Annotated in this window: 23 protein-coding genes; 5 read left to right on the top strand and 18 right to left on the bottom strand. The window is 45.7% G+C overall.

Annotation, left to right across the window (positions count from 1 at the left end; translation table 11 throughout):
- Positions 1 to 65 precede the first annotated feature (65 nt).
- The 8 genes from catE to glvA all read right to left on the bottom strand — a co-directional run bounded on the left by catE (position 66) and on the right by glvA (position 11,675).
- Entirely contained in the window at positions 66 to 923 is an 858-nt protein-coding gene (catE, locus tag MKX71_RS04510) for a catechol 2,3-dioxygenase (protein ID WP_339231777.1), read from the bottom strand.
- Positions 924 to 940: 17 nt separating this feature from the next.
- Positions 941 to 1,345 carry a DoxX family oxidoreductase CatD gene (gene catD / locus MKX71_RS04505; protein WP_015252533.1) on the bottom strand — a complete coding sequence of 135 codons (405 nt, stop codon included), beginning with the start codon at positions 1,343 to 1,345 and terminating at the stop codon, positions 941 to 943.
- Between the two features lie 153 nt (positions 1,346 to 1,498).
- Complete coding sequence (locus tag MKX71_RS04500) at positions 1,499 to 3,313, bottom strand: ABC transporter ATP-binding protein (RefSeq protein WP_029726856.1); 1,815 nt, start codon at positions 3,311 to 3,313, stop codon at positions 1,499 to 1,501.
- The gene (locus tag MKX71_RS04495) at positions 3,307 to 5,028 is read right to left on the bottom strand and encodes an ABC transporter ATP-binding protein (RefSeq protein ID WP_089172489.1); all 1,722 of its coding nucleotides are present in this window, start codon (positions 5,026 to 5,028) and stop codon (positions 3,307 to 3,309) included. The genes MKX71_RS04500 and MKX71_RS04495 overlap by 7 nt, the downstream gene beginning before the upstream one ends.
- A gap of 414 nt (positions 5,029 to 5,442) precedes the next feature.
- Entirely contained in the window at positions 5,443 to 7,776 is a 2,334-nt protein-coding gene (locus MKX71_RS04490; protein ID WP_014479191.1) for a peptidase G2 autoproteolytic cleavage domain-containing protein, read from the bottom strand.
- Between the two features lie 122 nt (positions 7,777 to 7,898).
- Entirely contained in the window at positions 7,899 to 9,482 is a 1,584-nt protein-coding gene (gene malP, locus MKX71_RS04485; protein WP_339176025.1) for a PTS maltose transporter subunit IIBC, read from the bottom strand.
- A gap of 14 nt (positions 9,483 to 9,496) precedes the next feature.
- The gene (gene glvR / locus MKX71_RS04480; protein WP_015252537.1) at positions 9,497 to 10,261 is read right to left on the bottom strand and encodes a MurR/RpiR family transcriptional regulator GlvR; all 765 of its coding nucleotides are present in this window, start codon (positions 10,259 to 10,261) and stop codon (positions 9,497 to 9,499) included.
- A 64-nt stretch (positions 10,262 to 10,325) separates the two neighbouring features.
- On the bottom strand, positions 10,326 to 11,675 hold the full coding sequence (gene glvA / locus MKX71_RS04475) for a maltose-6'-phosphate glucosidase (RefSeq protein ID WP_015252538.1): 1,350 nt from the start codon (positions 11,673 to 11,675) through the stop codon (positions 10,326 to 10,328).
- Positions 11,676 to 12,010: 335 nt separating this feature from the next.
- Here glvA and MKX71_RS04470 point away from each other — a divergent pair, with 335 nt between their 5' ends.
- The 5 genes from MKX71_RS04470 to MKX71_RS04450 are packed head-to-tail and all read left to right on the top strand — an operon-like array spanning position 12,011 to position 15,301.
- Positions 12,011 to 12,325 carry a WXG100 family type VII secretion target gene (locus MKX71_RS04470; RefSeq protein WP_014476174.1) on the top strand — a complete coding sequence of 105 codons (315 nt, stop codon included), beginning with the start codon at positions 12,011 to 12,013 and terminating at the stop codon, positions 12,323 to 12,325.
- A gap of 5 nt (positions 12,326 to 12,330) precedes the next feature.
- A complete protein-coding gene (locus MKX71_RS04465) occupies positions 12,331 to 13,554 on the top strand; it encodes a hypothetical protein (RefSeq protein WP_003243998.1) in 1,224 nt (407 codons plus the stop codon).
- 11 nt (positions 13,555 to 13,565) lie between these two features.
- Complete coding sequence (locus tag MKX71_RS04460) at positions 13,566 to 14,333, top strand: hypothetical protein (RefSeq protein ID WP_042978110.1); 768 nt, start codon at positions 13,566 to 13,568, stop codon at positions 14,331 to 14,333.
- Between the two features lie 31 nt (positions 14,334 to 14,364).
- Complete coding sequence (locus MKX71_RS04455; RefSeq protein WP_003244496.1) at positions 14,365 to 14,922, top strand: YfjD family protein; 558 nt, start codon at positions 14,365 to 14,367, stop codon at positions 14,920 to 14,922.
- 49 nt (positions 14,923 to 14,971) lie between these two features.
- Positions 14,972 to 15,301, top strand: coding sequence for a YnfA family protein (locus MKX71_RS04450; RefSeq protein ID WP_339231776.1), 330 nt, complete (start codon positions 14,972 to 14,974; stop codon positions 15,299 to 15,301).
- Between the two features lie 35 nt (positions 15,302 to 15,336).
- Here MKX71_RS04450 and MKX71_RS04445 read toward each other — a convergent pair whose 3' ends face one another.
- The 10 genes from MKX71_RS04445 to rlmD all read right to left on the bottom strand — a co-directional run bounded on the left by MKX71_RS04445 (position 15,337) and on the right by rlmD (position 26,525).
- Positions 15,337 to 15,516 carry a small acid-soluble spore protein H gene (locus MKX71_RS04445; RefSeq protein WP_003244276.1) on the bottom strand — a complete coding sequence of 60 codons (180 nt, stop codon included), beginning with the start codon at positions 15,514 to 15,516 and terminating at the stop codon, positions 15,337 to 15,339.
- A 53-nt stretch (positions 15,517 to 15,569) separates the two neighbouring features.
- A complete protein-coding gene (gene acoR, locus MKX71_RS04440) occupies positions 15,570 to 17,387 on the bottom strand; it encodes an acetoin dehydrogenase operon transcriptional activator AcoR (RefSeq protein WP_339203567.1) in 1,818 nt (605 codons plus the stop codon).
- Between the two features lie 114 nt (positions 17,388 to 17,501).
- Positions 17,502 to 18,878, bottom strand: coding sequence for an acetoin dehydrogenase complex dihydrolipoyl dehydrogenase (gene acoL, locus MKX71_RS04435; RefSeq protein WP_339231775.1), 1,377 nt, complete (start codon positions 18,876 to 18,878; stop codon positions 17,502 to 17,504).
- A 20-nt stretch (positions 18,879 to 18,898) separates the two neighbouring features.
- A complete protein-coding gene (gene acoC, locus MKX71_RS04430; protein ID WP_160221440.1) occupies positions 18,899 to 20,095 on the bottom strand; it encodes an acetoin dehydrogenase complex dihydrolipoyllysine-residue acetyltransferase in 1,197 nt (398 codons plus the stop codon).
- Between the two features lie 13 nt (positions 20,096 to 20,108).
- On the bottom strand, positions 20,109 to 21,137 hold the full coding sequence (acoB, locus tag MKX71_RS04425) for an acetoin:2,6-dichlorophenolindophenol oxidoreductase subunit beta (protein WP_087962013.1): 1,029 nt from the start codon (positions 21,135 to 21,137) through the stop codon (positions 20,109 to 20,111).
- 3 nt (positions 21,138 to 21,140) lie between these two features.
- Positions 21,141 to 22,142: an acetoin:2,6-dichlorophenolindophenol oxidoreductase subunit alpha gene (gene acoA / locus MKX71_RS04420; RefSeq protein WP_015252546.1), complete on the bottom strand. Its 1,002-nt coding sequence runs from the start codon at positions 22,140 to 22,142 to the stop codon at positions 21,141 to 21,143.
- Positions 22,143 to 22,371: 229 nt separating this feature from the next.
- Positions 22,372 to 23,061 (bottom strand): hypothetical protein, encoded by a 690-nt coding sequence (locus MKX71_RS04415; protein ID WP_339231774.1) that lies wholly within the window; start codon positions 23,059 to 23,061, stop codon positions 22,372 to 22,374.
- Positions 23,062 to 23,090: 29 nt separating this feature from the next.
- Complete coding sequence (locus MKX71_RS04410) at positions 23,091 to 23,543, bottom strand: DUF6884 domain-containing protein (RefSeq protein ID WP_003233638.1); 453 nt, start codon at positions 23,541 to 23,543, stop codon at positions 23,091 to 23,093.
- Between the two features lie 193 nt (positions 23,544 to 23,736).
- On the bottom strand, positions 23,737 to 24,714 hold the full coding sequence (locus MKX71_RS04405) for a tRNA-dihydrouridine synthase (RefSeq protein ID WP_021481196.1): 978 nt from the start codon (positions 24,712 to 24,714) through the stop codon (positions 23,737 to 23,739).
- Positions 24,715 to 25,124: 410 nt separating this feature from the next.
- Complete coding sequence (rlmD, locus tag MKX71_RS04400) at positions 25,125 to 26,525, bottom strand: 23S rRNA (uracil(1939)-C(5))-methyltransferase RlmD (RefSeq protein ID WP_116316385.1); 1,401 nt, start codon at positions 26,523 to 26,525, stop codon at positions 25,125 to 25,127.
- Between the last annotated feature and the right edge of the window lie 47 nt (positions 26,526 to 26,572).

Here is a 26,572-nt window from a genome sequence, read left to right as displayed (position 1 = left end):
TTTTTGACAGGAGTTTCTGGAAAATAAAAAATCCCCCTGCCGTTTTTTCGACAAGGGGATTGCAGTTAAATCACAAATGTAATATAGGCGCCGGAAACAGGGTCTTTCACACGAAAGCTGTTTTCCGTCTCTTCAATCGAATACCCGGCATGTTTGACTCGGTTTGCCACTAAATCCAGCTCCTCTTGGTGAGGCAGGACAACAGTGTAATAGTCTAGTCCGCTGGCATTTGTCGGTTTAGGCGGCGCATTTCTTCCCGCCCAAATGTTTAAGCCGATATGATGGTGGTACCCCCCGGCTGAAACGAAGAGGGCGGACATGCCAGCATAGTTTCCGACAATGTCAAAGCCCAGTACATCTGTATAAAACGCCTTTGCTTCTTTCAAATCACTGACATGCAGATGAATGTGTCCGATGATTGTATCGTTCGGAAGCGATGTTTTCCGCTCATCTCCTGCCTCTTCCAGAAGGCCCTCAATGTCAACAGCGGTTGTCGTCATGACGTAGTTTCCTTCCCGATCACGCTGCCACGTGCTGCGGGGGCGGTCAGCATACATTTCAATGCCGTTTCCGTCAGGATCAGACAGGTAGAGCGCTTCGCTGACAGCATGGTCTCCATGTCCGATAGCAATGCCGTGTTCAATCAAGCGGGCGAGCGCGATCCCAAGTTCCTTCCTGTCCGGAAGAAGAATCGCAAAGTGATAAAGGCCTGTCACAGACCGTTCAGGCAAGACGACAGCGCTCGAATTTTCTTCAAGAATAAGCAGTACGCGTTTCCCGTCAGCCGTTAATTCAGCTTGGCGATCCGTCTTTTTTAAGACTTGAAAACCGATGACGTTACAGTAGAACTGAAGCGAACGCTCCAGACTGCGAATTGTGAGTTTGGCATAGCCAATGTGTGTATCCTCATGAATACTGGTCATGCTGCATGCCTCTTTTCTTATGCTGAAACGTTTTCGTTCTTTTTTCCTTTAAACACAAATGGGTCCAGCGCCAGGAATCGACTTCCAGTAAGCGCCAGGTGAATGGATGTCAAAAGCAGAAGGTAATCAAATTCTGCATTGCCCATGAATGGCGCTTTCAGCTTAACAGTGATGATGGCGCCGATCAGTGTAAGGGCGAACAGTACACCGACAATACGTGTAGCCAATCCGAAGAAGACAAGCACTCCGCCAATGAGTTCAATCGCTGCGATGACATACGCCATAAAGCTTGGAAGGCCTATGCTGCCGAAAAATTGGATGGTGCCCTCCATTCCCTGAAACTTTGATAAACCGTGAACAAAAAAGATAATACCTGTAATAACTCTTAAAAGTAATGTGCCAATTTCAAATGATTTATTCATTTTATCCTCCTTGATAAATGTTATCACTTACTTAATGTAAGCTAGTATATATACATAACTTGTTTACGTCAAGTAATTTTGTTACATTTTACGAAAATGAAATAAAAGTACTATAAAACTGTAACAAAAAAGACCTCTGTGCAGGACAAAGGTCTATTTCTCAAATTGGCTTTCATATAAGTCACTGTAAAATCCTTTTTGCCGAATCAGCTCGTCATGGCTGCCTTTTTCAATCATTTCACCGTCTTTTAGCACCACAATCTGGTCCGCTCTTTGAATGGTGTTCAGCCTGTGGGCAATGATGACACTTGTTCTTCCTTCCATTAAACGGGCGAGCGCTTCTTGAATGTTGACTTCTGTTACGGTATCAATGTTGCTTGTCGCTTCATCCAAAATGAGAAGAACCGGATCAGCAAGCACCGCCCGCGCTATAGAAATCAACTGCTTCTGTCCTTGACTGATGCCCGAACCGTTTTGCGTCAGCACGGTGTCATACCCTTTTGGCAGCCTTTCAATAAAGCTATGGGCATTCGCTGTTTTTGCAGCGGCTTCGACTTCCTGATCAGAAGCATCGAGCCTGCCATAGCGAATGTTTTCTCTGATCGTTCCCTGAAATAAGAAAGAATCCTGAAGAACAAACCCCATGTTTTTTCTTAGGCTTGCTCTAGTAAGGGTTTTAATATCTGTACCGTCGATTAAAATTTTTCCTTTGTCAGGCTCGTAAAAACGGGCGAGAAGGTTAGTGACGGTTGTCTTTCCCGCCCCCGTCGGCCCGACAAACGCGATGGACTGCCCGGCAGGCACGGTAAACTGTAAATGCTTCAGTGTCTGCTGCCCTTTATCGTAACCGAAGGACACATCCCGGAATTCAATGCTGCCTGTTTGGATGGGCTGATGCACGGCGTTCTTTTCATCCTCGCGCTCTTCTTTTTCATCAAGCACGTCAAACACCCGTTCAGCGCCGGCGATTGCGGACAGCATCGTATTAAACTGGTTGGCCAGATCGTTTAAAGGGCGTGTAAATTGTCTTGAATACTCGGCAAAGACGACGATGGAGCCGATCGAGATCCAGCCTTTCAGCGCAAACAAACCGCCGATTGCCGCTATCATTGTAAAGCTTAAGTTATTCAAAGAGTTCATGACCTTCGGGATAAACCCGGAAATCGTCTGCGCCCAAAAGCCCGACGTCTTGAGTGCAGCGTTTTTTTCGAGAAATTCAGCAGTAATCTGCTTCTCACGTGAATATGCTTTGATGACCTTTGCGCCTGAAACAGATTCCTCAATATACCCATTCAGATCACCAAGGTTTTTCTGCTGTTCTTTAAACAGCTTTCCCGTTCGGTTGGTGATCCATTTCAGGCTCGCTGCCATCACCGGAATAATGGTCAGCGTAATCAATGTAAGGAGCGGGCTCATGTACAGCATGACTGCAATGGTCCCGACAAAGGTGATCACGCTTGACAAAATTTGAATGACTGACGTATTTAAGGTAGAACTGACATTTTCGATGTCATTCGTCACCCGGCTCATCAGCTCGCCGTGCCGCTGTTTATCAAAAAATGGAATCGGCAGCTCATGCAGATGGGTGAACAATTCGCTTCTCATTCTGAAAACCGTGCCCTGCGAGATCGTAATCATCCAATAGTTTTGAAACCAAAGCGACAGGGACTGAATGATATAGATAGCAAGCAGAAGAAGCAAAACAGGAATCAAGCCGCTGACCGTTTTCCCGACGATAAAATGGTCGATGGCCTTTCCGATCACAAAGGGACCAAGGAGTCCGAATATGGCGCTGATGACAACCATTAGCATGACAAGTATGAGCAGTCCTTTTCTTTCAGCCAAGTAAGACCAGATTCGTCTCAGTGTGCCCTTTGTATCCTTTGCTTTGGCCCGCTTTTTCGCGCCTTCTTTTTTGTCAATTGGCAGTTTGGGATATTGGAAAGGCTTGCGGATGTCTTTTAGCATGACTCGCTCCCCTCCCTTCCGAATTGTGACTCGTAAATGCGCTTGTATAACTGAGATTCAGAAAGCAGCTCACTGTGAGTGCCTTTTTCAATCAGTTCGCCGTCCTCTAGCAGCAAAATCTGATCAGCTTTCATCGCCGTGGTTATTTTTTGTGTAATGATCAAAGTTGTGCAATGGTATGTGCTGATTGCTTCAAGCAGCTTCGCCTCCGTTTGCAGATCAAGTGCGCTTGTGCTGTCATCTAATAGAAGGATAGCCGGTTTTCGAATCAGCGCCCGCGCAATGGAAATCCGCTGCTTTTGGCCGCCGGACAGGTTGACGCCTCTTTGCCCCAAAACAGTGTCATATCCATTTGGGAGCTTCAAAATCGTTTCATGAATTTGCGCATGTTTGGCCGCATCCATTATTTCATCTAGTGAAGCATTTTCTTTGCCCCAAGCGATGTTTTCTTTGATTGTGCCGGAAAACAAGAGGACTTCCTGCGGTACATATCCAATTTGCCTGCGCAGCCCTTCAGCCGGAATATCTTGAACCGGCTTTTCATCTATGTAAATGCGGCCTGAATCCGGCTGATAAAGCCGCGGAATGAGCTGAAAAAGCGTGGACTTGCCCGAGCCCGTCGCACCGAGAATCGCGATCGTTTCTCTTGGCTTTGCGGAAAATGAGACATTCCTGAGCGCTTCTCTGTCCATTTCAGGATAGCGAAAGGATACATGCTGAAACTCAATCCGTCCTGACAAACGATCAGATATGGTGCCTTCCTCCCGCTCGTCGCCTTCTGTTTCAAGCACCTCACCGATTCTATCCCCTGAAGCCTTCGCCCGGGTGAAAATCATAATCAAAAACGGAAACATCGAAAGCGCGCCTGTAATTCGTGTTGCGTAGTTAATTATCGCAACAACATCGCCAACCTGAGTGCTTCCGCTCGTAATACTGTAGGACCCCGCCCACAAAATCAAAAGGATGCAGAGATTCATCAAAAGCATCAGTACAGGCATCGTGAATTCCACAAGCTGAAAGGCCGAAACCGTTTTTTCCATCAGCCTTGTGTTGGCTTTGATAAATCGTTTGACTTCGTGGCTGCCGCGAAGCAGCGCTTTGATCAGCTTGATTGCAATTAAATTTTCCTGCATGATGGTGTTCACTTGATCCAGCCTTTTCTGCACTGAGCGGAACAGTGCCCCGCCTTTCCTTAATACCCATAGCAAAAACAAGATCAGGATCGGAATGGTCACAAGCAGAAAAAACCCGAGTTTCACATTAACGGCAAGCGACAGCACAATGCCGCCTGCAATCATTAAGGGAGCCCGCAGCATAAACCGCAAACTCATAAAAATCATATTTTGAACCTGTGTGACGTCGTTTGTCAGCCTTGTAATATAAGAAGAGGACGAAAACTGTCCAAATGTGGAATAGGAGAAGGACTGGATTTTTTGAAAAAGCCCTTTTCTCGTATCATAGGAAAAGCTTTGGCTGACATGGGCGGCATAAAAGGAATTCAGCATCCCCGCCGCAAAGGATAACACGGTCAGCCCGATCATGACCGTGCCCCATATCCATACATGCCGCAGATCTTGCTTCAATATCCCATCGTCGATGATTTTTGCAATCAATAAAGGCTGCATCAGTTCAACTGCAAGCTCCGTCAGCATAAGAATCAGAGCAATTCCCGCCAGCAATGAATATGGTTTTAAAAACGACAAAGCCTTTTGCATGTAAAAGCCTCCAAACCCCTTTTAGCAATATGTACTTTTTATTTTAATTGTTTATAAGGCTTGATGAAAGAATTTTACTGTCATGAAGTGTTATGAAAGCATAGAAAAGCACTGAATTTATCGATAACCAAAATCACTTTATCTTTTATTCGAGAGCTATTCACTGCTGATCTGCGTTCATTAAAAAATATCAAAGATTTTACTCTACTTAAGTTGAGGTGCTGGATAGACTTAGATAAATTAGGAAGATTGCTGGAACTGTAGGAATAATGAAAAAGATAAATTTTAAAATGAAGACCTTTTTGCGAGGAATATAATCTCATAAAAATGCGGTGAAAAATTTCTAAAATCTAATTAAAACTCTAAATAGAGTGCATTGTTAAGCACTCTATTTAGAATCTGTACATTTTAATGTTACCGAATAAAAACTAAAACCACTCCATATCCCTTACTTTTGTCGAACTCTTTGATGACTCTCATGACCTGCCACCTTTGTTTAGGAGATACCGTTTTTGTAGCAATTCCGTTGTTATGCGCTTGAATAAAGTCTCCGGCTTCTACTGTGCTGTCGCATCTTACATAAACCTGTCCTACAAGGCCCACAACATTCCATTCATCCCTCTCTTCCCTAGAGGCATAGTTCTTATCTGGCTTATAATCAGGGTTTTCCATAGGCGCCATGACGATTTGGCCATTGGCATCTTTCTGTTTTTCATAAATATACCCGCCAAAATCATTCTTCAGGTATCTTCCAGACCAATGGAAGCTTGACTCACCAAGTATCACACCAGCTGTTTCAGAAATAACTCCAAGCATAAAGTCACCTTTTTTTGCAGGTCTAATTTTATCACCCTCCAAAGTAACTAGGGTTCCTGCCGGAATTTTTTCACCGCTTAGGCTCTCAAAATATTCAGCGTAATCCGAGAACGTTTGGGAACTTTTTATGCTTCCTGAAGCCTTAATCGTTCCATCTTTTGCATGAAATTCTATCTTTCTGTTTGATGAGGATGGTGTGCTCCCACTTGCCCATCCTAAAGCAACAGAGTCTGAGTTCGGATTGATCGTATTATATGAGGCTATCACAGAAGATTGAGCAGCCCCAGTTGCTCTGCTTCGAACAGATCCAGCTACAAAATTATTATTTCCAGTAGCGTGGGAATCACGAGAGCCAATAATCCCGCTTCCTTTATGTTTAAACAAAAAGTACGGCGTCACAACGCCGCCAATCTTAAAATCTGTTTCGTAGCCTGAAAAGTCACAATTAGAAACATTAAGATCAGGGTCAACAGAAAAAATTCCCACTGTACCACTGTTATTTTTAGGCGATCTTTGCCCCCATACATTACTAACTACAGATTCGTACATACCGCTCCCAAAAACAACACCCTTTTCGGCTGAATCGATCAATGTCACACCATCAATCATTACCTTGCCGACAGAATTGTCGCCACCTACAATATAAAGATCATTATCAGCAGTTTTAAATCCTCGAATCGTTATATTCTTTAAATTGATTAGACGCCCTTTATAATACACGCTTACGACTGAATTTCCCTTATAGTTAATGGAGGAATCATCGCATATAGCATGAAAATTAACCACATTGACGCCATCGTAACCTGAAATTTGCAATGCATTCGGCCCTGCCCCTTTGTACAGATCACTCGGCTTAGGGTTATATGCGATACAGTTAGCCAGCTGAACGTCATGAGCTGATGCTGATTGAGGATCACTTGCTGTGTGGTGTCCTATATGCCGAATGCAAAAACTAATTGCATTTTCATAGGCACGGCAGTTCACAAGTTGAACTCTTTTTGCAGCCGGAGCATAATCATGAGCTTTAATTTCAAATCCTCGAACTCCTCCAATTGCGATGCAGCTATCAACCATTACATCCTGAGAGCCATCATCGATTTCAAAACAGTTTGTATTTGAAGACCCATCATTTAACCCCATCGGATGGTAAGAAAGACAATGACTGAAAGTCGTATGCTTTCCAAAGTGACATGTGAAATTATCATCGCCAGAGCCTGTTGCTTCGCAATATGAGAAGGTTACAAAGTTGCAGCCACCAGGCTGATAAAAGGTAGGATCATCATTTTCTCCGTGTCTGTTATAATTAGGGCTTGTAGCATCAAACCCGTGAAGGCCGGCATTTTTTGCAAAAACATGCTCTACAAAAGAGTAATCCACATTTGCAAAAAGCAAGCAGCTTGAAGTGGGCCCCTTAGGGATCTTCCATCCAGCAGGACGCGTATCTTTATTCCAGTCCAGTGTCAAATGTCCAATGTAGATATTTTCATTACCATTTGTATGATCACTATTGGTGAGTACAGAGTGACCAACTGGCGTATCGTCTAATAACTTGATGATGGTCCTTTTTTTACCCGCTCCAACCAGCATTGTATTCGAAGGAACGAGCAAGCCAGATACCCTAAATACGCCTGCAGGGACTTTTATGAGATAACCGCCTTCAGCCATCGCATCATGAAATGCTTGCGTATCATCTGTGACCCCGTCTCCTTTAGCTCCATAATCCATTACGTTTCGTTCATCAAGGTACTCAAATCTGTTCTCATACATTTTGAGTCTTTCATTTAAGTTTTCAAAAGTTGTTATTCCATTACTTAATGCAATCCCAATTTTACTATCAATCGTTTCGAAATTCTCGGCAAGCTTGGAATCAATTTCAATACTTTCAGTGCTTTCAGGTTTGTAAAGACCTAAAAACGTTGTATAATTTTCCATTTTTACTCCCCCTATTGGTTTCAGTTTTTAAGAAACATAACATCCCTTGCACTTATAAGTGGCAAACGTATGACAAACAAAAAAGCGCTGTCTTTAAACAGCGCAAGATAAAATAATTTTGACTATTCATTCAGTAATTTTTCCACACGCTCCCGCATCTGCGGTACGCTTAATCCGATAATTACCTGAAACGCCTTCCCGTTCCTGACAACGCCGTGTGCGCCAAGCGCGCGGAATACGCTGTCGGGTTCAACCTTTGTTTCGTCCTTGACACTGACTCTGAGGCGGGTGGCGCAGTTTGTGACTTCAGTGATGTTGTCTTTTCCGCCCAGCGCTTCAATATACAGAAAAGCGGTGTCATCAGCCGTTTCAGCAGCGGAGGCCGTTTCATCCTTGTTTTTTCGTTCTCTGTATTCCTTTTTCGAATATAGCTTTGTTTCCTGCTGTTCATCCTTTTCCCGTCCTGGTGTAGCGATATTGAATTTGAGGATTAAAAATCTGAAGACGAAAAAATAAATTGCTGTAAACGAGAGCCCGATCAAAATTTGATACACATATGTCATACCGTGGCTGCCAAAGAGCGGAATCCAGTTCAAGGTTACCGCCTCAATCAGTCCGCCTCCCATATTTCCGACGACGCCGGCCATATACATAACTGTCGACATTGTGGCGGCAAGCACGGCGTGAACCGCAAATAAGAAAGGTGAAATGAATAAGAACGTAAACTCAATCGGCTCTGTAATACCGGCGACAATCGCTGTCAGTGTGACAGGAATCAGCAGCCCTGCGACGAGTTTTTTCTTTTCCTTTTTGGCTGTCACATAAAAAGCCAGGGCGATACCCGGAATACCGAAGATTTTCGAGTTGCCGTGAAGCGCGAATCCGCCTTGCGGAAAGAGCTCCTTCAGCGGTTTGGCGCTTTGCGAATATTCGCCAAGATGCTGTGCCCAATACGTGACGATCCCGCCTTCCGCTACAGCCGGGCCATAAATAAACGGCGTGTAAATAAAGTGATGAAGGCCGGTCGGAATTAAAATCCGTTCCAAAAACGTGTATATCCAAACGCCCATCGCCCCAGAAGCAACCAGGAAGCTTTGAAGCGAGCCGATTCCCGATTGAACCATCGGCCAAATATAAGACACAGCCAAGGCAATTGGGATCATAATAAAGAAGGAAATCATCACGATATATGTTGAGCCTTGAAAGATGCCGAGAAAATCGGGCAGTTTTTTATCAAAATAGCGATTATGCAAAAAGACGACAATCGAAGAAATAAAGATGGCTCCGATAATGTTGGTATCGAGCGTTTTTATGCCCGCAATCATCGTTAACCCGCTCGTTCCGCCGACCTCTTGATTCATGTCGACGCCAAATGCTCCTCCCCATACCGTCAATATCGCGCTGACAAAATAGTTGAATGTCAGGTAGACAGTAAGCGCTTCCAAACAAGCGCGTGCCTGAGCTTTCTTCGCCAAAGCAACCGGGATGCCAATGGCGAATAAGAGCGGCATTTGGTTAAAAACAGTCCAGCCGCCCTGCTCAATAATATACCAGCACTGATACCAAAAACCGTCGGGATCGGCGAGCGGGCCCATGAGGGTTTTATTTTTAAAGAGCGTGCTGATACCGACGATAATGCCGGCGAACGCGAATAATAAAACAGGCACAAACATCGCGCTTCCAAAGCGCTGAATTTTTTGCATCATACCAGAACCCCCTGCTAGTCATTGTCATTTTTTTCTGCCTCTTTGTAATCAACATATGCGCGGAACAATGCTTCGCCAACGAGAAAAAACGGTGCAAAAGCGACAATTTCCGTTTTATCGCTTAATGTCACAGGTTTGCTTGTCGCATAAAGATTATGCGGAGTCAGCTGGGCGAGGACATTGTTTTTTAAATTCGTAATGGAAATAAAGGGAATACCCTTTGCAGAAAGCATTCTTGCCTGAGGAATCAGCTCCGGTGTTTCTCCGGAAAGAGAAATGATGATAAACAGATCATTTACTTTAAAATCATCGCGCATCAAATTAAATTCATTTGTATCTTCAATTAAAATAAGATAGCGATGGCGCGGAATAAACATTCTTTGCAGGTCGCGGGCGCATATCTTTTGCGCATTTCCAGAACCGTAGACGAAAATGCGGTCCGCTTCATCAATCAGCTGGCACATGTCCGTCATGTCCTTTGTCCGTAAGAACTTCAAATTTGCTTCAATATCATCAAGCAGCTTTTCAAAACTCATACTCTCGCCTTCTTCCGGCTGATCTTCCCACTTTAAAAAGACGCGAAATTCACTGTAGCCACTGAAACCGAGCTTTTGGGCAAGCCGTAAAATTGAGGAACGCGATACACTGCAAGCTTTGGCCAGCGCGTCGATTCCAAGGTGATAGCATGTGTGCTTATGATTCAATATATATTTTAAAATATGAAAATCGTTGTCATTCAATTTGCTGTAGTGCTGATTGATCAGTTCTTCGAGCTGCATATCAGATCCCCCCATTTTCTTTCTATTATATACAATTACAGATTCGAAAATGGGGGAATTTCAGTTATGATATACGGGTCGGGCTTTGATCAAGCTCAGGCCAGAAGTCTTTGTTGGCCTCCATTAAATCCTCGAGAATGAGTCTTGCCACACGCGCGTTCGGCATTGTTTTTGACAAAATTAGCGCCTGCCACAGCTTTTGGAACGATTTCTCCGCCCACGCTTCAACAGTCAGCTTCTCAACGGATACCTGCTGCTCCATAAGCCCTTTTTGGAATTGCGGAATGGTGCCGACGGTAATCGGTTCAGGCCCATTTGAGCCGACAATGCATGGCACCTCGACCATCGCAGTCGGGTCAAAGTTCGCAATTGCGCCGTTATTTTCAACGATCAACAGCATTCTTTCACCTGTGTTGTAGGCAATCGCCCGGGCAAGATCAACAATATATGATGCGTGGTCATCGATTTTGATTTCGCTGTTTTCTGTGGACTGCTCACGTGTAATCATGTCACATTGGCTGAAAATAAAAGCTTCGCGCCCTTCCATCACTTCATTTGCCCGCGTATGATTCGGATTTGATTTTTTCACCATATCATCCGGGAACAAATAATATTGCAAATACGTATTCGGCAGTGTATCAGGATCTGCGGCCTGCACGTCACGCGCTTTGGCGAATGTGTCATTCCAGCTCGCCTCCACCGCTTCAGCCTCTGTTTTCGGAATATAGCCGTATTGAGATACATGCTCCTTCAGCTTCGGCATTAAATCGTTGCCCTCTTGATCCTGAATTGATGTCCACCAGCCGAAGTGATTTAATCCGTAATAGCGGACCTTCATTTCTTTTCTTGAGGATAAGCCAAGAATTTGCGCCATCCGGTCTTCGATCCCAACCGGCATATCACAGATATTGAGAATTTTAGAATTCGGTCTAAGGCGTCTCGTAGCTTCAGCCACAATTGCCGCCGGATTGGAATAATTGAGCATCCACGCATCAGGCGAGTATTTTTCCATGTAATCTAATATTTCAAGCACACCGCCGATCGAACGCATACCGTATGCGATCCCGCCCGGCCCGCACGTCTCCTGGCCTACAACTCCGTACTTTAACGGAATTTGCTCATCAAGCGCACGCATCGCGTATTTCCCTACTCTGATGTGCGCCATAACAAAATCGACATCTGTAAAAGCTTCTTCCGGGTCAGTCGTCGCTGCAAATTCAATATCCGGCGCTTTTTCTCTGATAAAAACGTCACAGGCGCCTGCAATTCGATCCTGTCTCTCCTTATCATTATCATACAGCTTCAGCTTTCTGATCGGAAACTCCTCCAAATGGTCCAAGAGCATGAGTACGATCCCTGGAGTGAAAGTGCTCCCTCCGCCCGCTATTACGATTGAGAATGATTTTTTCTTCATATGACGACCTCCTTGATAACGTTTACAATTCCATTTATACCATGAGATAGCCCGTCCCGTAACACGTTTGGCGCACTTAGGTCATTTGATCAATTTTAGTGTTTTTTCCCATAGAGCGGGAAATTTCTCATTTGGCTTATGTCTGAGGGATTTGTTTTTTTTACCTTTTTTGTAATCTTAAAGTCTCACCAACTGTGAATTTTAAGTGAATATACGCCCTTCCAATTCTTATGAAAAGGTTCTTTTGTACGATTCGGATACATGCCGAATTATTTATAATCATTTATATAAAACATCCAATTGTGCGTGAATTTAGAAAAGGCAGGGGACAAAAGTTGGACTCATATAAAGTCATTGAGCTGGCAAACAAGTACAGTGCGGCCGCAGAAGAGGTCAGAAGCTCCAAAATGTTGCTTGAATCCCGGTTATCTGCATTGGGAGATGCTTGGCAGGGCAAATCAAGAGATTCGTTTGACCAGGATTTCGAGGAAACGAAAGCCGCCTACGATCAATTCGAACAGGAGCTGCTTGAAACAAGCCAAGAGCTGAAGGCTGCCGCTGTCAAAATAGAAGAACGAAAAGCTGAAATTGCCAGAATGGAAGAACTGGAGCGTAAAGCAAGAGAGGAAAGACATAAACTCGGGAGGTGAACGGTGTGTCAGGAAACATTGCAGTTGATCCGGATAAGCTCGAACAGCTTGCAAATGATGTAGTCACTGAATTAACTGATATGGAAAACAAATATAAGGACCTGCATGTGGAGCTGGGGCAGATGATTTTGCAATGCGATCCCCGCTACAGCAGCTGTTTTTCTGGAGTGGGCGATGCGTGGAGCTCAGGAAAGGCGCTCGTCACTAAGCTGAGTGACAATGAGATTTTCATCAGAAAAACAGGCGATAAATTTGTGGAACAAGATGATATTTTGCGAAAGCTCTACAATGCCTACGACAAATACGGTACGATGACAAGCTTAACCGCTCTTATGCTGACGCAGGGAAAATATTACGGATTAGGGCTTACGAAATTTGTGAAACAGCCAAGCGGCTTGCATACAGCCCAGCACTCAAAACTGCTCTTGGATATTTCCAGGGCCGTTGACAGCTCACGTTATCAAAAAGCGGCAAGAGTGCTTTTGAATCCTAAATATTTGTTGAAAAAGACAAACCGTCCATTTTCAGATTTGGTACATAAAAAGTTTACAAAATACTTCCCTCAGGACACGGTGGATTTTTCAAACAGCGTCAGAAGCTACACAAAAGGATTTCTTAATGAAGCCGGCGTACGCTCCACTTTGAAGGATGTGGGAAAAACGGGCTTGAGATTCGCGAAAGGAAATGCCATTACCGCCACACTGATTACCGGTGCGACCGAAACATTCGGAGCAGGCGTGAAAATTGCTGAAAATTATGCAAAATACCAGGACAAACCCGAAGTTCTCAAGCGTGAAAACGCCAAGGCCGTCGGGAATGCTGTGAATAATACGATTTTTGTTGCCGGCGGTGCGACAGCTGGTGCTGTCATCGGCGGTGCAATCGGAAGCTTTGCAGGACCTGTGGGTACTGTCCTTCTTGGGGCAGCAGGTTCATACATTGGCGGAGTCGTCGGAGAACAAATCGCCAAATATACAGCCGGTTTTGCTGAAAAAGCAGCCTTAAAGCTGAAAGAACCGATCCATGCTGTTGTTGATACAGCCAAAAAAGGGCTGGAATCAGCCGGCAAAGTCGTCAAATCAGTGAATGACGGCATAGATGCGGCGAATAAATCGATACATAAAGGGATAGACAGCGCAAAAAAAGGAATGGAAAAAGCAAAGAAAACAGCGGATTCGCTTATACACGGCGCAACCCATTTCCTTAAAGGGAAATTTTCATTTGGATAGGAGAATAAACAATGAAGCAGTTTACAATTAGCATAGAAGAACTCTTATTTTGCTTTTACAGCGAAGGGTTTTTCGAACAGGGAATGGCCTTAAAACAAGCCTATTTTCCCGAAATAGAAGATGAACAGCTCGGCGCCTTATTTGAAGCCGCGTGCCGCTCACTCTTAGCCAAAGATGCGGCGGAATATCGGAATCATCAATATCGGCTAAAGGACGAATACTGTCCGTTTATCCATGTGTTAAACGACGCTGACTATACAGTGAAGCTTTCTAAATTTAACGGGCAAGGCGCCGAACAGAATGTGTCCTGCCATGTATCAAAATTCGGCACCTACTCTCACGAACTCCTTTTTGATGAACAAGTCCATCGCATTACAAAAATGGAATCAAGTGAAGGGTTACTTGCTAAGACAGATGAGTTTTTACATATAATAGATACAGAGGATAAAAGAGAATCGATTGTGACATTGACATCAAATGAATTTGAAAAACTCTTGGAGGGCGCTTCAGACAACCCTTCATATCTAAAAGAGTTCCTTGAAAAACATGACCACCAAGAGGACGTTACCCGATTTACAAATGATTTGGCTTTGCGGAAAGGGAAAATGGATACACTTATGCGTCTGGCATATGGCAAAGATAACACTCCTGAAGTGGCTGACATGGCATTTGTCCTGCCGGGGGCCCACCATACTTGGCTTGTCACAGGCATCACCCAGAATGCATTTTCTATCCTCCCTGCTCATAAGGATGTTGTAAATCAAATCATTTCACAATGATAAGAATTGAATTAACAAAAGGAGAAAAGCATTGAAAAACCAAGAAATCATTGAAGTCAAAAGCAAAATGTTCCTGAGAATATGGGCTTTTGTCGGATCTGCCGGTATGGGATTAGCATGTTTGTGGCTCTTTTATATGGGTATTACGTTTCAAACGAAATATTACCTATTAGCCATTCCTGCTGGCTTTCTGTTCACCTTGTTTTGTTTATATTTATTTATCATCTTCTTTCCGGCTTTCACCCCGCGGGGAAATACCATTTTCCGCATCAAGACAGGAAAAAATGGAGAAGTGTTCACTGACAAAGTGTCTGTTACGTTTACTGATATCAAGAAAATTGAGATGAGCCGCCATAAATTTAGTCTAAAAGGAATTTTCCAAGAAGATATATTGATCCAAACCGTTGATCAGAAGACCATTCGCATTCCCACTTGGAACATCATTCCGAATCCGTTGTTTTTCGAAGCGGTTGAACGCTATATCCTTCCACATCTGAATGAAGAGGCGAAAAGCAATTGGATCGGACAGTTTACAGACATCCAACGCAGTGCGTATTTGAAGGAATTTGAGAATCATCCGAAGCTTTAAAAGCTCTCCTCCTCTATAATGAAAGATAAATGCAAATTGAGGAGTGCTCATGATGCTGATTACCATTCTTTTATTTCTCGCGGCAGGGCTTGCCGAAATTGGCGGCGGATATCTGGTTTGGCTATGGCTGAGAGAGGCAAAGCCAGCCGGCTATGGAATCGCCGGGGCGCTGATCCTCATTGTATACGGCATTCTTCCGACGTTTCAGTCCTTCCCATCATTCGGCCGTGTATACGCCGCTTATGGCGGAGTATTCATCGTGCTTGCGGTCCTGTGGGGAAGGCTTGTTGACCGGAAAACACCTGATCTGTATGACTGGATCGGCGCATTCATTTGTCTCATCGGTGTCTGTGTTATTTTATTTGCGCCGCGCGGATAACAAAATGGCCTGCTTATGAAGCGGGCCATTTTTGTTTAATCCTCTTTTAAGCTGTTCAGCTGCACTTCATGCTCCTCTTGCGGTTCGTCAAGCGGATAAATTCTTGCTGTTCCAGTTTCTTCATTTACGTGCTGAATGTAAATAGGAACGCCGTTATATGTTACTTTCTTCATGTCGGGAGATTCTACAATTTCTTTCGCCCTTTGAATATTCATCGTAACACCCTCCTTCAATACATAACGTTTCCATTTCCTGAAGGAAGTATGCTTTATGATTCAGCGGACAAGTTGAATTTTTTCAGGCGTTTGTAGAAAGTGCTTCGGGGGATCCCGCTGATTTTGGCGGCTTGAGAGACGTTTCCTTTTGCGGATTCAAGCGCTTTGATCATCATATCCTTTTGGATTTGCTCACGAAGTTTGAGCACGCCGGCAGCAGCGGGCTGTTTTTCTGCAGTGCTGACCGGCAGTCCAGCGGCTTCCAGTAAAGCGGAAAGCGGCTCATCCCCAAGCCCGCCTTCCGGAAATCTGATGGAAAGACGTTCAAACACATTAAATAGCTCACGGATATTTCCCGGCCACTTCCAATGCTTCAGCACCTCGCAAAAATCAGAAGGAAGTTCGCCTGGCCAATGATTCTTCTGTTTGAAGTACTCGAAGAGGTCCGGAATATCCTCGGGGCGATCGCGCAATGGAGGAAGTTCAATTGGATAGACATGAAGGCGGTAAAACAAGTCCTCTCTGATTTTTCCGCTTTCGGCAAGCTCGCGTAAATCACAATGTGTGGCGGCAATGACTCTGATATCAACCGGAATTTCTTTTGCCCCGCCGATTGGCGTAATCTTGCGTTCCTGAAGCACACGCAAAAGCGCAACCTGCATCGAGTGGGAGATTTCTCCGATCTCATCTAAAAATAAGGTGCCTTGATTCGCTTTTTGAAAAGCGCCTTTATAGCCATTTCGCTTCGCTCCCGTAAAAGCGCCCTCTGCATAGCCGAACAGTTCGCTTTCAATCAAATCAGACGGAATCGCTCCGCAATTGACAGCAACAAACGGACCGTGCCGTCTCTCACTGTTCTCATGAAGCGCGCGAGCCGCGACCTCCTTCCCCGTACCCGTTTCACCCGACAAACAGACCGTTGCATCCGTCGCAGCTGCTCGTTCAAGGTGCATCAGCATCGCTTGCGATCGGCCGCTTTGCCCGATCACTCCATTGAATCGAAACGCCTTCTTTTTCTTTTGTTCCGAAAGATAAAAACAAGTGCCGCCATCTCCTATGGTGACAGCATTTTCGATTGAATAGCCCCGTTCCTTCAACTCGTACAGGTGCCGGCCCTGCCAATCCGGCATTGAGGTTCGAATCGGCATGCTCGCACTGATGATGTGCTGCTTGGTATTACAGAGCACCATCGGCACACTGGATGCAGCTCTCTCCCCAAAACGGCTGATCAGCTCCAGCTCTTTCTCACGGCTTTTAGCTGCGAGTTCCCGTTCAGCGGCATAGGCAATCGCCGTGGCAATACCGAGCATATGAGGATGCGCGCCTGCCGCCGGGCATGATATGTCAATTACACCCGCAAGGCTGCCATCCTCATGGTGAATCGGAGCAGCTGAACAGTTCCAAAGATGGGAAGCGATAGAGTAATGCTCTGATCCTTGTATTGCAACCGGCTCGCTGATGTGGAGCGCCGTGCCAATCGCATTTGTTCCGACAGCCGTTTCTGTCCAGCATGCCCCTTCGACGAAATTGATGCGTTTGGCTTCATAGAGCGCGCGGGGATGGCCGTCCAATGCCAGTACAACACCATCTGAATCAATTAACAGCGCCATCATTTCCATTTCTTTTATGGCAGGCAGCAGTTTTTCGAGGTAAGGCTTTGCGGTCGTCAGGAAGAATGAATGCTTTTTTGACTGCTGATCCAGCTCCGTTTGCTGTAAAACCCTCGGGCCTTTTTCTAAATAAGGATTGACCTCAGCTTTTTTGCAGCGATGCCATGACTCGGCGATCCGTTTTCTTATTCGGGCTTCGTCAAGCACACCGTCTTTCACAAAACGTTTCCAGGTTTGCAAATCGTTTGGGACCGAATTCATTTCCTTGATCGCTCCTCCCTTACACGCCGTTTTCATCTATTGTAGGGGAAAAATAAAGCGCTTTCAACAATAAAAAAGCAGGCGCCTTATATCCATGCGCCTGCTTTTCCTTTATTATGCATGTACCGCAAGGCCGATCGTGCTTAACAGCGCCTCATGCAATGTTTCCGATAAAGTCGGATGGGCGGCGATAAAATGCTCCGCCATATCTGCCGTCATCTCACCATTCATGATCGCTGCCGCTTGGCCGATGAGCTCGGTTACATCCGGGCCAATCATCGAGACACCCACGATTTCGCCGAATTCCGGTTCAGCCATGATTTTGACCTTTCCTTCCGCTTGCTGTTTAATGAGCGCCTTGCCGTTTGCGGAAAATGAAAATTCGCCGATCTTCACATCCCCGTATATGCTTCTTGCCTGTCGTTCTGTCATTCCGATACACGCGATTTCCGGGGACGTATAGATGCAGCGCGGCACATGTTTCTCATTGATTTTGACATCCCTTCCGGAAGCATGAGAAGCAGCGATGATGCCCTCATGGAAAGCGGCATGCGCGAGCTGAATGCCCCCTATAGCATCTCCGCACGCGTAAATATGAGGCACGTTCGTCTGCATGTGCCCATTCACCGGAATGCCCTTTGGAGAAAAATCAACTCCGGCCTGTTCCAGCTGTAATCCGTCAAGACGGGGTTTTCTGCCGATCGCCACCAGCACATAATCGGCCTTCGTTTTAAACTCTCGCTGACCGCTTTTCCATATTGCCGTTTTGGCTGTTTGATCCACCCGCTCTAATCTGGATGAGGTATGCACTTCGACACCATCTTCCTCAAGTTTCTCCTGAAAGAGACGGGCAATATCTTCATCTTCAGCCGGGATCAGCTGGTCCGCTGTTTCAATGATGGTCACCTGCGATCCCAATCTGGCGAACAGCCCTGCATACTCACACCCGATGACACCGCCGCCGACAATGACTAGTGAAGACGGAATCTCGGAAAGAGAAAGCGCGTCTTTGCTGTCGATGATCCATTCGCCGTCAAACGGAGCGAAAGGCAGCTCGATTGGCTCTGATCCGGAGGCAATCAATACTTGATCCGCCTCTCTGAATTCTTTTCCGTTTTCTCCTTCGATTAAGAGCTTTCTTTCAGAAAGAAAGGAGGCTGTTCCCTTTACAACCTGTATTTGATTTTTCTTCATTAGGTACTGAACGCCTTGGACAAGCTGACTGACAACCTGTTGTTTTCGGCTTTGCATTTTACTCCAATCGACTGATATCGCACCTGCCGGAAGTTCGATCCCAAAGCTGTCGGCATGCTTGATTTTATCAAGAACGTTTGCGCTTTCTAACAAAGATTTTGTCGGGATGCAGCCTTCATTCAGGCAGGTCCCCCCAAGCTTGCCTTTGTCAATGAGCAGCACGTTTCTGCCCTGCTGTGCCGCGGAAACCGCAGCCGCATAGCCTGCAGGTCCGCCGCCGATAATGGCTAATGTCATGTCGTTTTCACCTGCTTTTCCTATAAAATTAATGCTGCGGGTTCTTCCAAATATGTTTTCATCGCCTTCAGGAATGCAGCGGCAGGGGCGCCGTCACACGCTCTGTGATCAAATGTCAGGCTGAGCGGCAGGATCGTGCTTCTGACGATCTCCTCCCCTTGATACACCGGTGTGTCATAGCTTGCTCCGATGCCGAGAATGCCTGTTTCCGGCGGATTTAGTATCGGTGTGAAATGCTCAACTCCAAACGCGCCAAGGTTTGTAATGGAGAAAGTAGATCCTTGCAGTTCTTCGCTTCCCGCACGTCCCTCGCGTGCTTTTTTGGCATTTTCTGAGATGGATTGAGCCAGTTCAATCAGCGATAGCTTTTCAGCATGGCGGATGACAGGCACCACTAAGCCATTTTCCAAGGCTACAGCCATACCAAGGTGCACATGGGGATGTGTGATGATGCGCTCATTTTGATAAAAGCTGTTCAGCACAGGGTGAGCTTGCAGAGCGAGAACGGCGGCTCTTGAGACAAAATGAGTGATCGTCAGTTTTGTGCCGTATCTCTCTTCCGCAGTTGGTGAAAGCTGTTTTTGAAGAGTGGCAAGCTTGGTGATATCAGCTTTCATCGTGATCGTCAGCTGCGCGCTGTTTGCCAGGCTTTCCTGCATTCGGGCAGCGATGACCTTTCTCATGCCTGTCACCGGGATTTCCTGCGCTTTCTGTTCCGAACCAGGCTTTGCCTGATCTTTTTTCTGTTCAGCAAGGGCCTTTGTTACGTCATCCTTCACGATTCGTCCGCCTGGTCCAGTTCCTTTCAGTTGTTTTAGGTCTAATCCTGCTTTTTCTGCTATTTTTCTGGCGACTGGAGATATTTTCATTCGATCTTTTTTGGAAGCTGCGGGTTTGTTTTCTTGTTTGACGGGCTGAACGGCTTGCGGCATATTGTCTTCAGCAACAGGCGCACTCGCCTCTTCCTGCACCGACTCATTGGCGTCCCCGATATAGCAGATAGCTGTGCCGGGCGGAACCTCTTCTCCCTCTTTCACTTTGATATCGATCAGCGTTCCTTTTTCAGGCGCTTCGATCTCCATTTCAATTTTCTCCGATTGAATGCTGGCAATGCTTTCTCCCTTTTCAACCGGGTCGCCTACTTTTTTATTCCATATCGATACTTCCCCTTGTTTCATGGCCATTCCCAATTTTGGCATCACTACTTTTACCGCCATTTGTGTCCCCCCTTTAATTCATTGCCGGCTCGCCAAGCAATTCAAGCGTGACGCTGACAATTTTATCTGGTGTCGGCAAATATTGATCTTCAAGCACTGGTGAAAACGGAACCGGTGTATGCGGCGCTGTAATCCGTTTAATCGGCGCATCAAGCAAATCAAAGCCCTTGTCAGCGACAATCGCAGCAATATCCGTGGCAATGCTGCATCGCGGATTGGCTTCATCAATGATGATCAGCCGGTTTGTTTTTTCTAACGATGTGAAAATCGCATCCTCATCCAGAGGAGACAGACTGCGCGGATCAAGGACCTCGGCTTCGATGCCCCTCTCTGAAAGCTGTGCAGCCGCTTCAAGCGCAGTATTGACCTGCTTGCCGACTGCAAAGAGCGTAACATCATTGCCTTCGCGTTTGATATCCGCTTTTCCGAGGGGAATTGTATAATAATCTTCCGGCACCTCGCCCTTCATGTTGTAGGACGTTTTGTCTTCAAAGAAGAACACCGGATCATTATCTTCTATTGCTGCAAGCAGAAGACCTTTGGCATCATACGGATTGGATGGAACAACTGTCTTCAGTCCAGGGATGCTCGTGAAAAGGCCATACAGCGATTGTGAATGCTGGGCAGCGGCCCGGAACCCTGCTCCGTATGTGGTGCGGACGGTAATCGGCACTTGCGCTTTTCCGCCGAACATATAACGGAATTTTGCCCCTTGGTTGATCACCTGATCAAAGCACGTGCCGATAAAATCGTTAAACATCAGCTCGGCAATCGGTCTCAAACCGGTTGATGCCGCAGCCATAGCCGCACCCATGTAACCCGCCTCAGAAATCGGAGTGTCCAGCACTCTTGTGCGCCCGAATTCCTGTACGAGTCCCTTTGTGACCCCTAATACACCGCCCCATGCTTCATCATCCTGCAAATGATCGACCGCCGCTCCCCCGGCGACATCCTCACCGATCAAAAGCACATTTTCGTCTCTTCTCATCGCAAGCTTCATTGCTTCATTGATCGCGTCTGACATGCTTATGACTCTCGCCATCTCTTACATTCCTCCTTTTTCATATGACACATACACATCTGTCAGCAGCTCCGAATCTTTTGGATATGGGCTGTCTTCGCTGAACGAGACGGCTTTTTCAATCGATTCGCTGACACGCTGTTCAATGTCTGACAGCTTATTAGCATCTGTTTCTTTTAAAAGGTAGTTTTTAAAACCTTGAATGGCATCTTTTTCTTCAAGGTGCTCAACTCTTTCATCCTTCGTTTTATAGGTTTGGGCATCTCCTTCGAAATGGCCGTAGTTTCTGTAGGTCATACATTCAATCAAAGACGGGCCGCCGCCGTTTCTTGCTCTTTCTATCGCTTCCTCGGCTGCCTGGTAAACTGCTAAAATATCTTTGCCGTCAACTGTAACCCCCGGCATGTTATAAGCTGCCGCCCGATCGGCGATTGAATCACAGGCTGATGCGTACTCAAATGGGGTGGCTTCGCCATAGCCGTTGTTTTCAGCAACAAACACGACAGGAAGGTTCCATACAGCCGCTAGATTCAGCCCTTCGTGGAAGGTGCCTTGGTTATTTGCCCCGTCTCCAAAAAAGCAAACGCTTACATTTTTAGTCTGTTTATATTTAGCCGTGAGTGCTGATCCGCATGCGAGCGTAAACCCGCCTCCGACGATTCCATTTGCCCCTAACATGCCTTTATCGAGATCCGCAATGTGCATAGAACCGCCCTTGCCTTTGCACAATCCGGTCGCTTTCCCGAAAATTTCCGCCATCATGCCATCCAGATCACAGCCTTTGGCGATACAATGTCCATGTCCCCTGTGTGTGCTTGTAATGCTGTCGCCATCATGTAAATGAGCGCACACCCCAACAGCCACGGCTTCCTCACCGGCATATAAATGAACGAATCCGGGAAGCACTCCCTGGGCGAACAGGTCATGCACTTTGTCTTCAAAGCCCCTGATCTCCAGCATCTTTTGGTACATCCACAGCGCTTTTTCCTCAGTTAATGACAAGCCTTCACGTTTTAACAATTCCATTTTGTGCGCCTCCTTCTATTTAGGGTTCACAATTATAAAAGCAAGAAGTGTGCCAGTATTTGAAGCCCGTCAAATCAGCTTTTTCATTTTTACACTGGAGACAGTTTGAGACGGGTGTCTCGTTTTGTCTCAAACTGATCCATTTGTCTCGTTTTACAGCATACAAAAAAGACCGGGCATCACCCGGTCTTTGACAATGATCGACGTATTTATTTCCTTGGAAATGATGTCAACTTCCTAGTTCCTCTGCATCGTTTGACTGAATAGCTGCTTTTGAAAGAAAATCAATTGAATATTTGACATATCCAATACCGCCGTCCCCGTCCTTCTGCATACAGTCTATCGTGCCGTTTGAGTATGTATATCCCTTTTCATTAAGCGTTTTTCTGACCGTTTCCGCCATCTTTGCGGCATCTGTTTTTGATAACCCGCTGGCGTCTAACTGAATCGTCATGCTCATAGGCGCTTTTTCAGCCAGCTGTTTGTTCCATTTTGTATCTAACGTGAACTGTCCGTTTTCAATACTCAAAGCAGCATCAGCTTTTATAAGTCGAGGAACCGCTTTTTTCAGATCTGCTTCGATTGCCTTCGTTGCTTCTTCATTTACATGTTTTGCTACTGATTCGGTATACGCTTCTTCAATTCCATCGCACGTTACTTTAGGATGCAGAAATCCCTTCGTACACATTGGGTAGCGATGAGATTGGGAGGTTGCTCCGAATACATATTCAGAGGTTTTAGCGTTATATACCCCATTCGTGATCTTGATTTCTTTCTTAGGATAGGTTTGTTTCACATAAGAGACTAGCTTCTGTTCTGCAGCATTTTTCGAAAATGGATCACCGAACCATACATGATAGATATATAGTCCGCATCCGAATAATGCAATGGCAAGCAAGCCAAACACAAGTTTTTTCATGTTCCCACTCTTTTCCTCATATGTACGTGCTACAGTTCATGCTTTTCTTCAACAGCCCGGTTCAACGCTTGGAGCATATAGCCTATGCCTTTGTATGATGATAGCGGCCAGCTGATATGCTGGTGTTCTCCGATGACGGCGTTTAGAACGCTTCGATATTTTTTTCCGCCAAGCATGACTAGCTCTTCGATATCAGAAAAGCCTTTTTCGTGAAATTGACGGCGCAGCTCGTCCGCTGTCATGATTTCCGGATGACCGGTGCCAAAAGTGACATCGTAATTTCCCGAAACGAGATCATCAGGGCGGAGGAACCCGTGCTTCGCCGACAAAATCACCCACTCATCGAAAAATGTTTTTGCATACCGCTCACACGCCTGATGAAACGGGCTGAGATAAGCGTCCTCTGCTCTTACCGGCCCGGCATCAGGCTGGACATCCCAGATTTTTTTCTTGCCGCAGGGGATGATGCATAGCCGTTTCATTTTCCTCTCCCCCTTTATAAGATATCTCCACTAAATATACCATTATTTTCTTACAATAAATTAGAGAAAAGACAGGCTGAGTAAAAGCTGCGTACAAAAAAGACCCGGATTTACCGAAAATCCAGGTATTTTAGTCAAGAATTGTGTAAAAATCCCTTTATTTTGTTAGCCTTTTTTGAATCAAGCACTGCAGTTACTCTATCCCATCAAGATACTTTCTCTCAAAGTCGTCGAGCAATGCACGCACTTCATCTGTTGACTTTGTGTTCATGCATTGATTTCTTAATTCACTTGCCCCTCGGAACCCGCGGAGATAAATTTTGAAAAAGCGAGGAAGAGGCTTGTACGGACGGGCTTCTAATGCTGAATATTTATCATGAAGATCCAGATGCAGCCTTAAGAGATCAAGCAATTCCTTGCTGCTATGCTCTTTCGGCTCCTTTTCAAAGGCAAATGGATTTGTAAAAATACCACGCCCAATCATAATTCCATCAACACCGTATTGTTCAGCAAGTTTCAAGCCAGTTTGGCGGTCAGGGATATCCCCGTTTATTGTTAACAATGTATCTGGTGCCACCTCGTCACGAAGTTTCTTAATCTCCGGGATGAGTTCCCAATGCGCATCTACTTTGCTCATTTCTGCTCTTGTGCGCAGATGAATAGAAAGATTGGCAATATCCTGTTTCAAAATGTGTGTCAGCCACTCGCGCCATTCATCCACATCCGTGTATCCAAGTCTTGTCTTCACGCTTACAGGCAATCCCCCTGCTTTTGCAGCTTGTATTAATTCTGCCGCAACTGCAGGACGGCAAATAAGGCCGCTTCCCTTTCCATTCCCCGCAACATTAGGCACAGGGCAGCCCATATTGATATCTAGTCCTTTAAATCCTAACTCTGCCATGCCAATACTCATTTTACGGAAGTTTTCAGGCTTATCTCCCCATATATGGGCCACAATTGGCTGTTCATCCTCTGTAAAAGTCAAACGGCCGCGCACGCTATCCTTCCCATCCGGGTGGCAATAGCTCTCTGAGTTTGTGAACTCTGTAAAAAACACATCCGGTCTGCCTGCTTCACTTACTACATGCCGGAAAACAACATCTGTCACATCTTCCATTGGTGCCAGTACAAAAAATGGCCGTGGCAATTCACGCCAGAAATTTTCTGTCATAACAAAAATCAAATCCTTTCATTAGGGGATACGGCTATACCTGTATCTCAATATTAAAAAACTGACCATGCTTCTTTTACACTTATCGCATGCGAAAGCATTTCTTATCAATCTATAGTAAATTTTGAAGATTTCACTCTTTATACCTAAAAAGCAAACCGAAAATAGAAAAGGCGGTTTGGGTCATATGGTTAGGTACATGACCCAGATTTCGGTTTTAAACTCCTGAAAAATCGAGAAATGACCTGATCAAAAAGTGAAAATTGAAACCCACATACTATGTGTGAGTAAACATAAAGTTTTCCAACCAAAAGATGATCTCAAGAACAGATCGTCCCGACAGGCTATGCACGAAAAAGACCCGGAAATCGGCAATGTTCATTCTGCCGAAATCCAGATCTGATTAGGAATTAATGAGACGATTTTAAAACAAGTCTCGCCACTGCTTCAACATGCGCCGTCTGCGGAAACATATCGACAGGCTGAATATAGTCCACGCGATAGTCCTTCGACAGCGTCTGCAAATCCTTCGCGAGCGTGGATGGATTGCAGGAAACGTAGACGAAGCGTTTCGGTTTGACTTGTTTGATCGTGTCCAGGAACGTGCTGTCACAGCCCGTTCTTGGCGGGTCTACAATGACGACGTCCGGGCGGAAGCCTTCTTTCGTCCATTTCGGGAGCCAGTGCTCGGCTGTTCCTGTTACGTATGTGGCATTTGCCATGCCGTGTTTTTTGGCGTTTTTCTTGGCATCGTCAATTGATTCCTTGATGACGTCCATGCCGCGGACTTCCTTTGCTCCGTCCGCAACCCACATGCCGATAGTGCCGACGCCGCAATACGCATCAACGACTTTTTCTTTTCCGGTCAGCTGCGCCGCTTTTTTCACTTCATCATACAGCTTGACGGTCTGTTCCGGATTGAGCTGGAAGAAAGCGCGGGCGCTCAATTCAAAAGATACGTCGCCGAGCACTTCTTGAATCACTGTTTTTCCGGCGAGCGGTTTTGTTTTCTCACCAAAAATCACTGAGGTTTTCGCACCATTTACATTCTGAATAATGGATTTGACCTCTGGCAATCGCTTTTGAATCGCTTTGACGATTTCTTCCTTGTGCGGAAGCGTTTCTTTTGCGGTTACAAGCACGACCTGCACTTCGCCTGTTTCAAAGCCGACTCTCGTCACGATCGTGCGAACGTCGCCTTTTCGTTTTCTTTCATTATAAACAGACACATTGAAGTCCTCTAAAATGCGGCGGACGATGCCTGTTGTTTTGTTCGTTGCCGGATGCTGAACGATACAGTCTTTAATCGGAACGATGTCATGAGAATCAAGACCGTATAAGCCGGCGATGATGCTGCCGCTTTGCGAGCGCCCGATCTGGAATTGGCTTTTATTGCGGTAATTCCACGGGTTGTCCATGCCAATCGTTTCTTTGATTTCCATGTTTTCAACTTTAAACTTCGTATGGCGTTCAAGAGACTGAATGACGATATCACGTTTTTCCCGAAGCTGCTGGCTGTATGCAAGGTGCTGAAGCTGACAGCCGCCGCATTGTTCATAAACAGGGCAAGGCGGTGCCACCCGGTGCTCAGATGCCTTGCGGATTTTCTTAATGCGGCCCTCCGAAAACTTCGGCTGGACCTTTGTGGCCTGCACAACAACTTCTTCGCCAGGAAGCGCGCCGGGCACGAAGACGACTTTTTTCTTAAAATAGCCGACACCTTCTCCGTTAATGCCGAGACGCTTAATCGTCAGCGGAAAAGTTTGTCCGACCTTCAGTTCGACGGGCGCCTGTTTCTTTTGTTGGTTCACGTTGTTCTCTCCGTTTCTATATAAAGCTTTCTGCAGATGGCAGAAAG

The organism is Bacillus sp. FSL M8-0071 (assembly GCF_037975455.1).
Taxonomy (GTDB): domain Bacteria; phylum Bacillota; class Bacilli; order Bacillales; family Bacillaceae; genus Bacillus; species Bacillus subtilis.
Note: the sequence above shows the minus strand (reverse complement) of the source record. Positions and strands in the feature narration are given on the sequence as shown.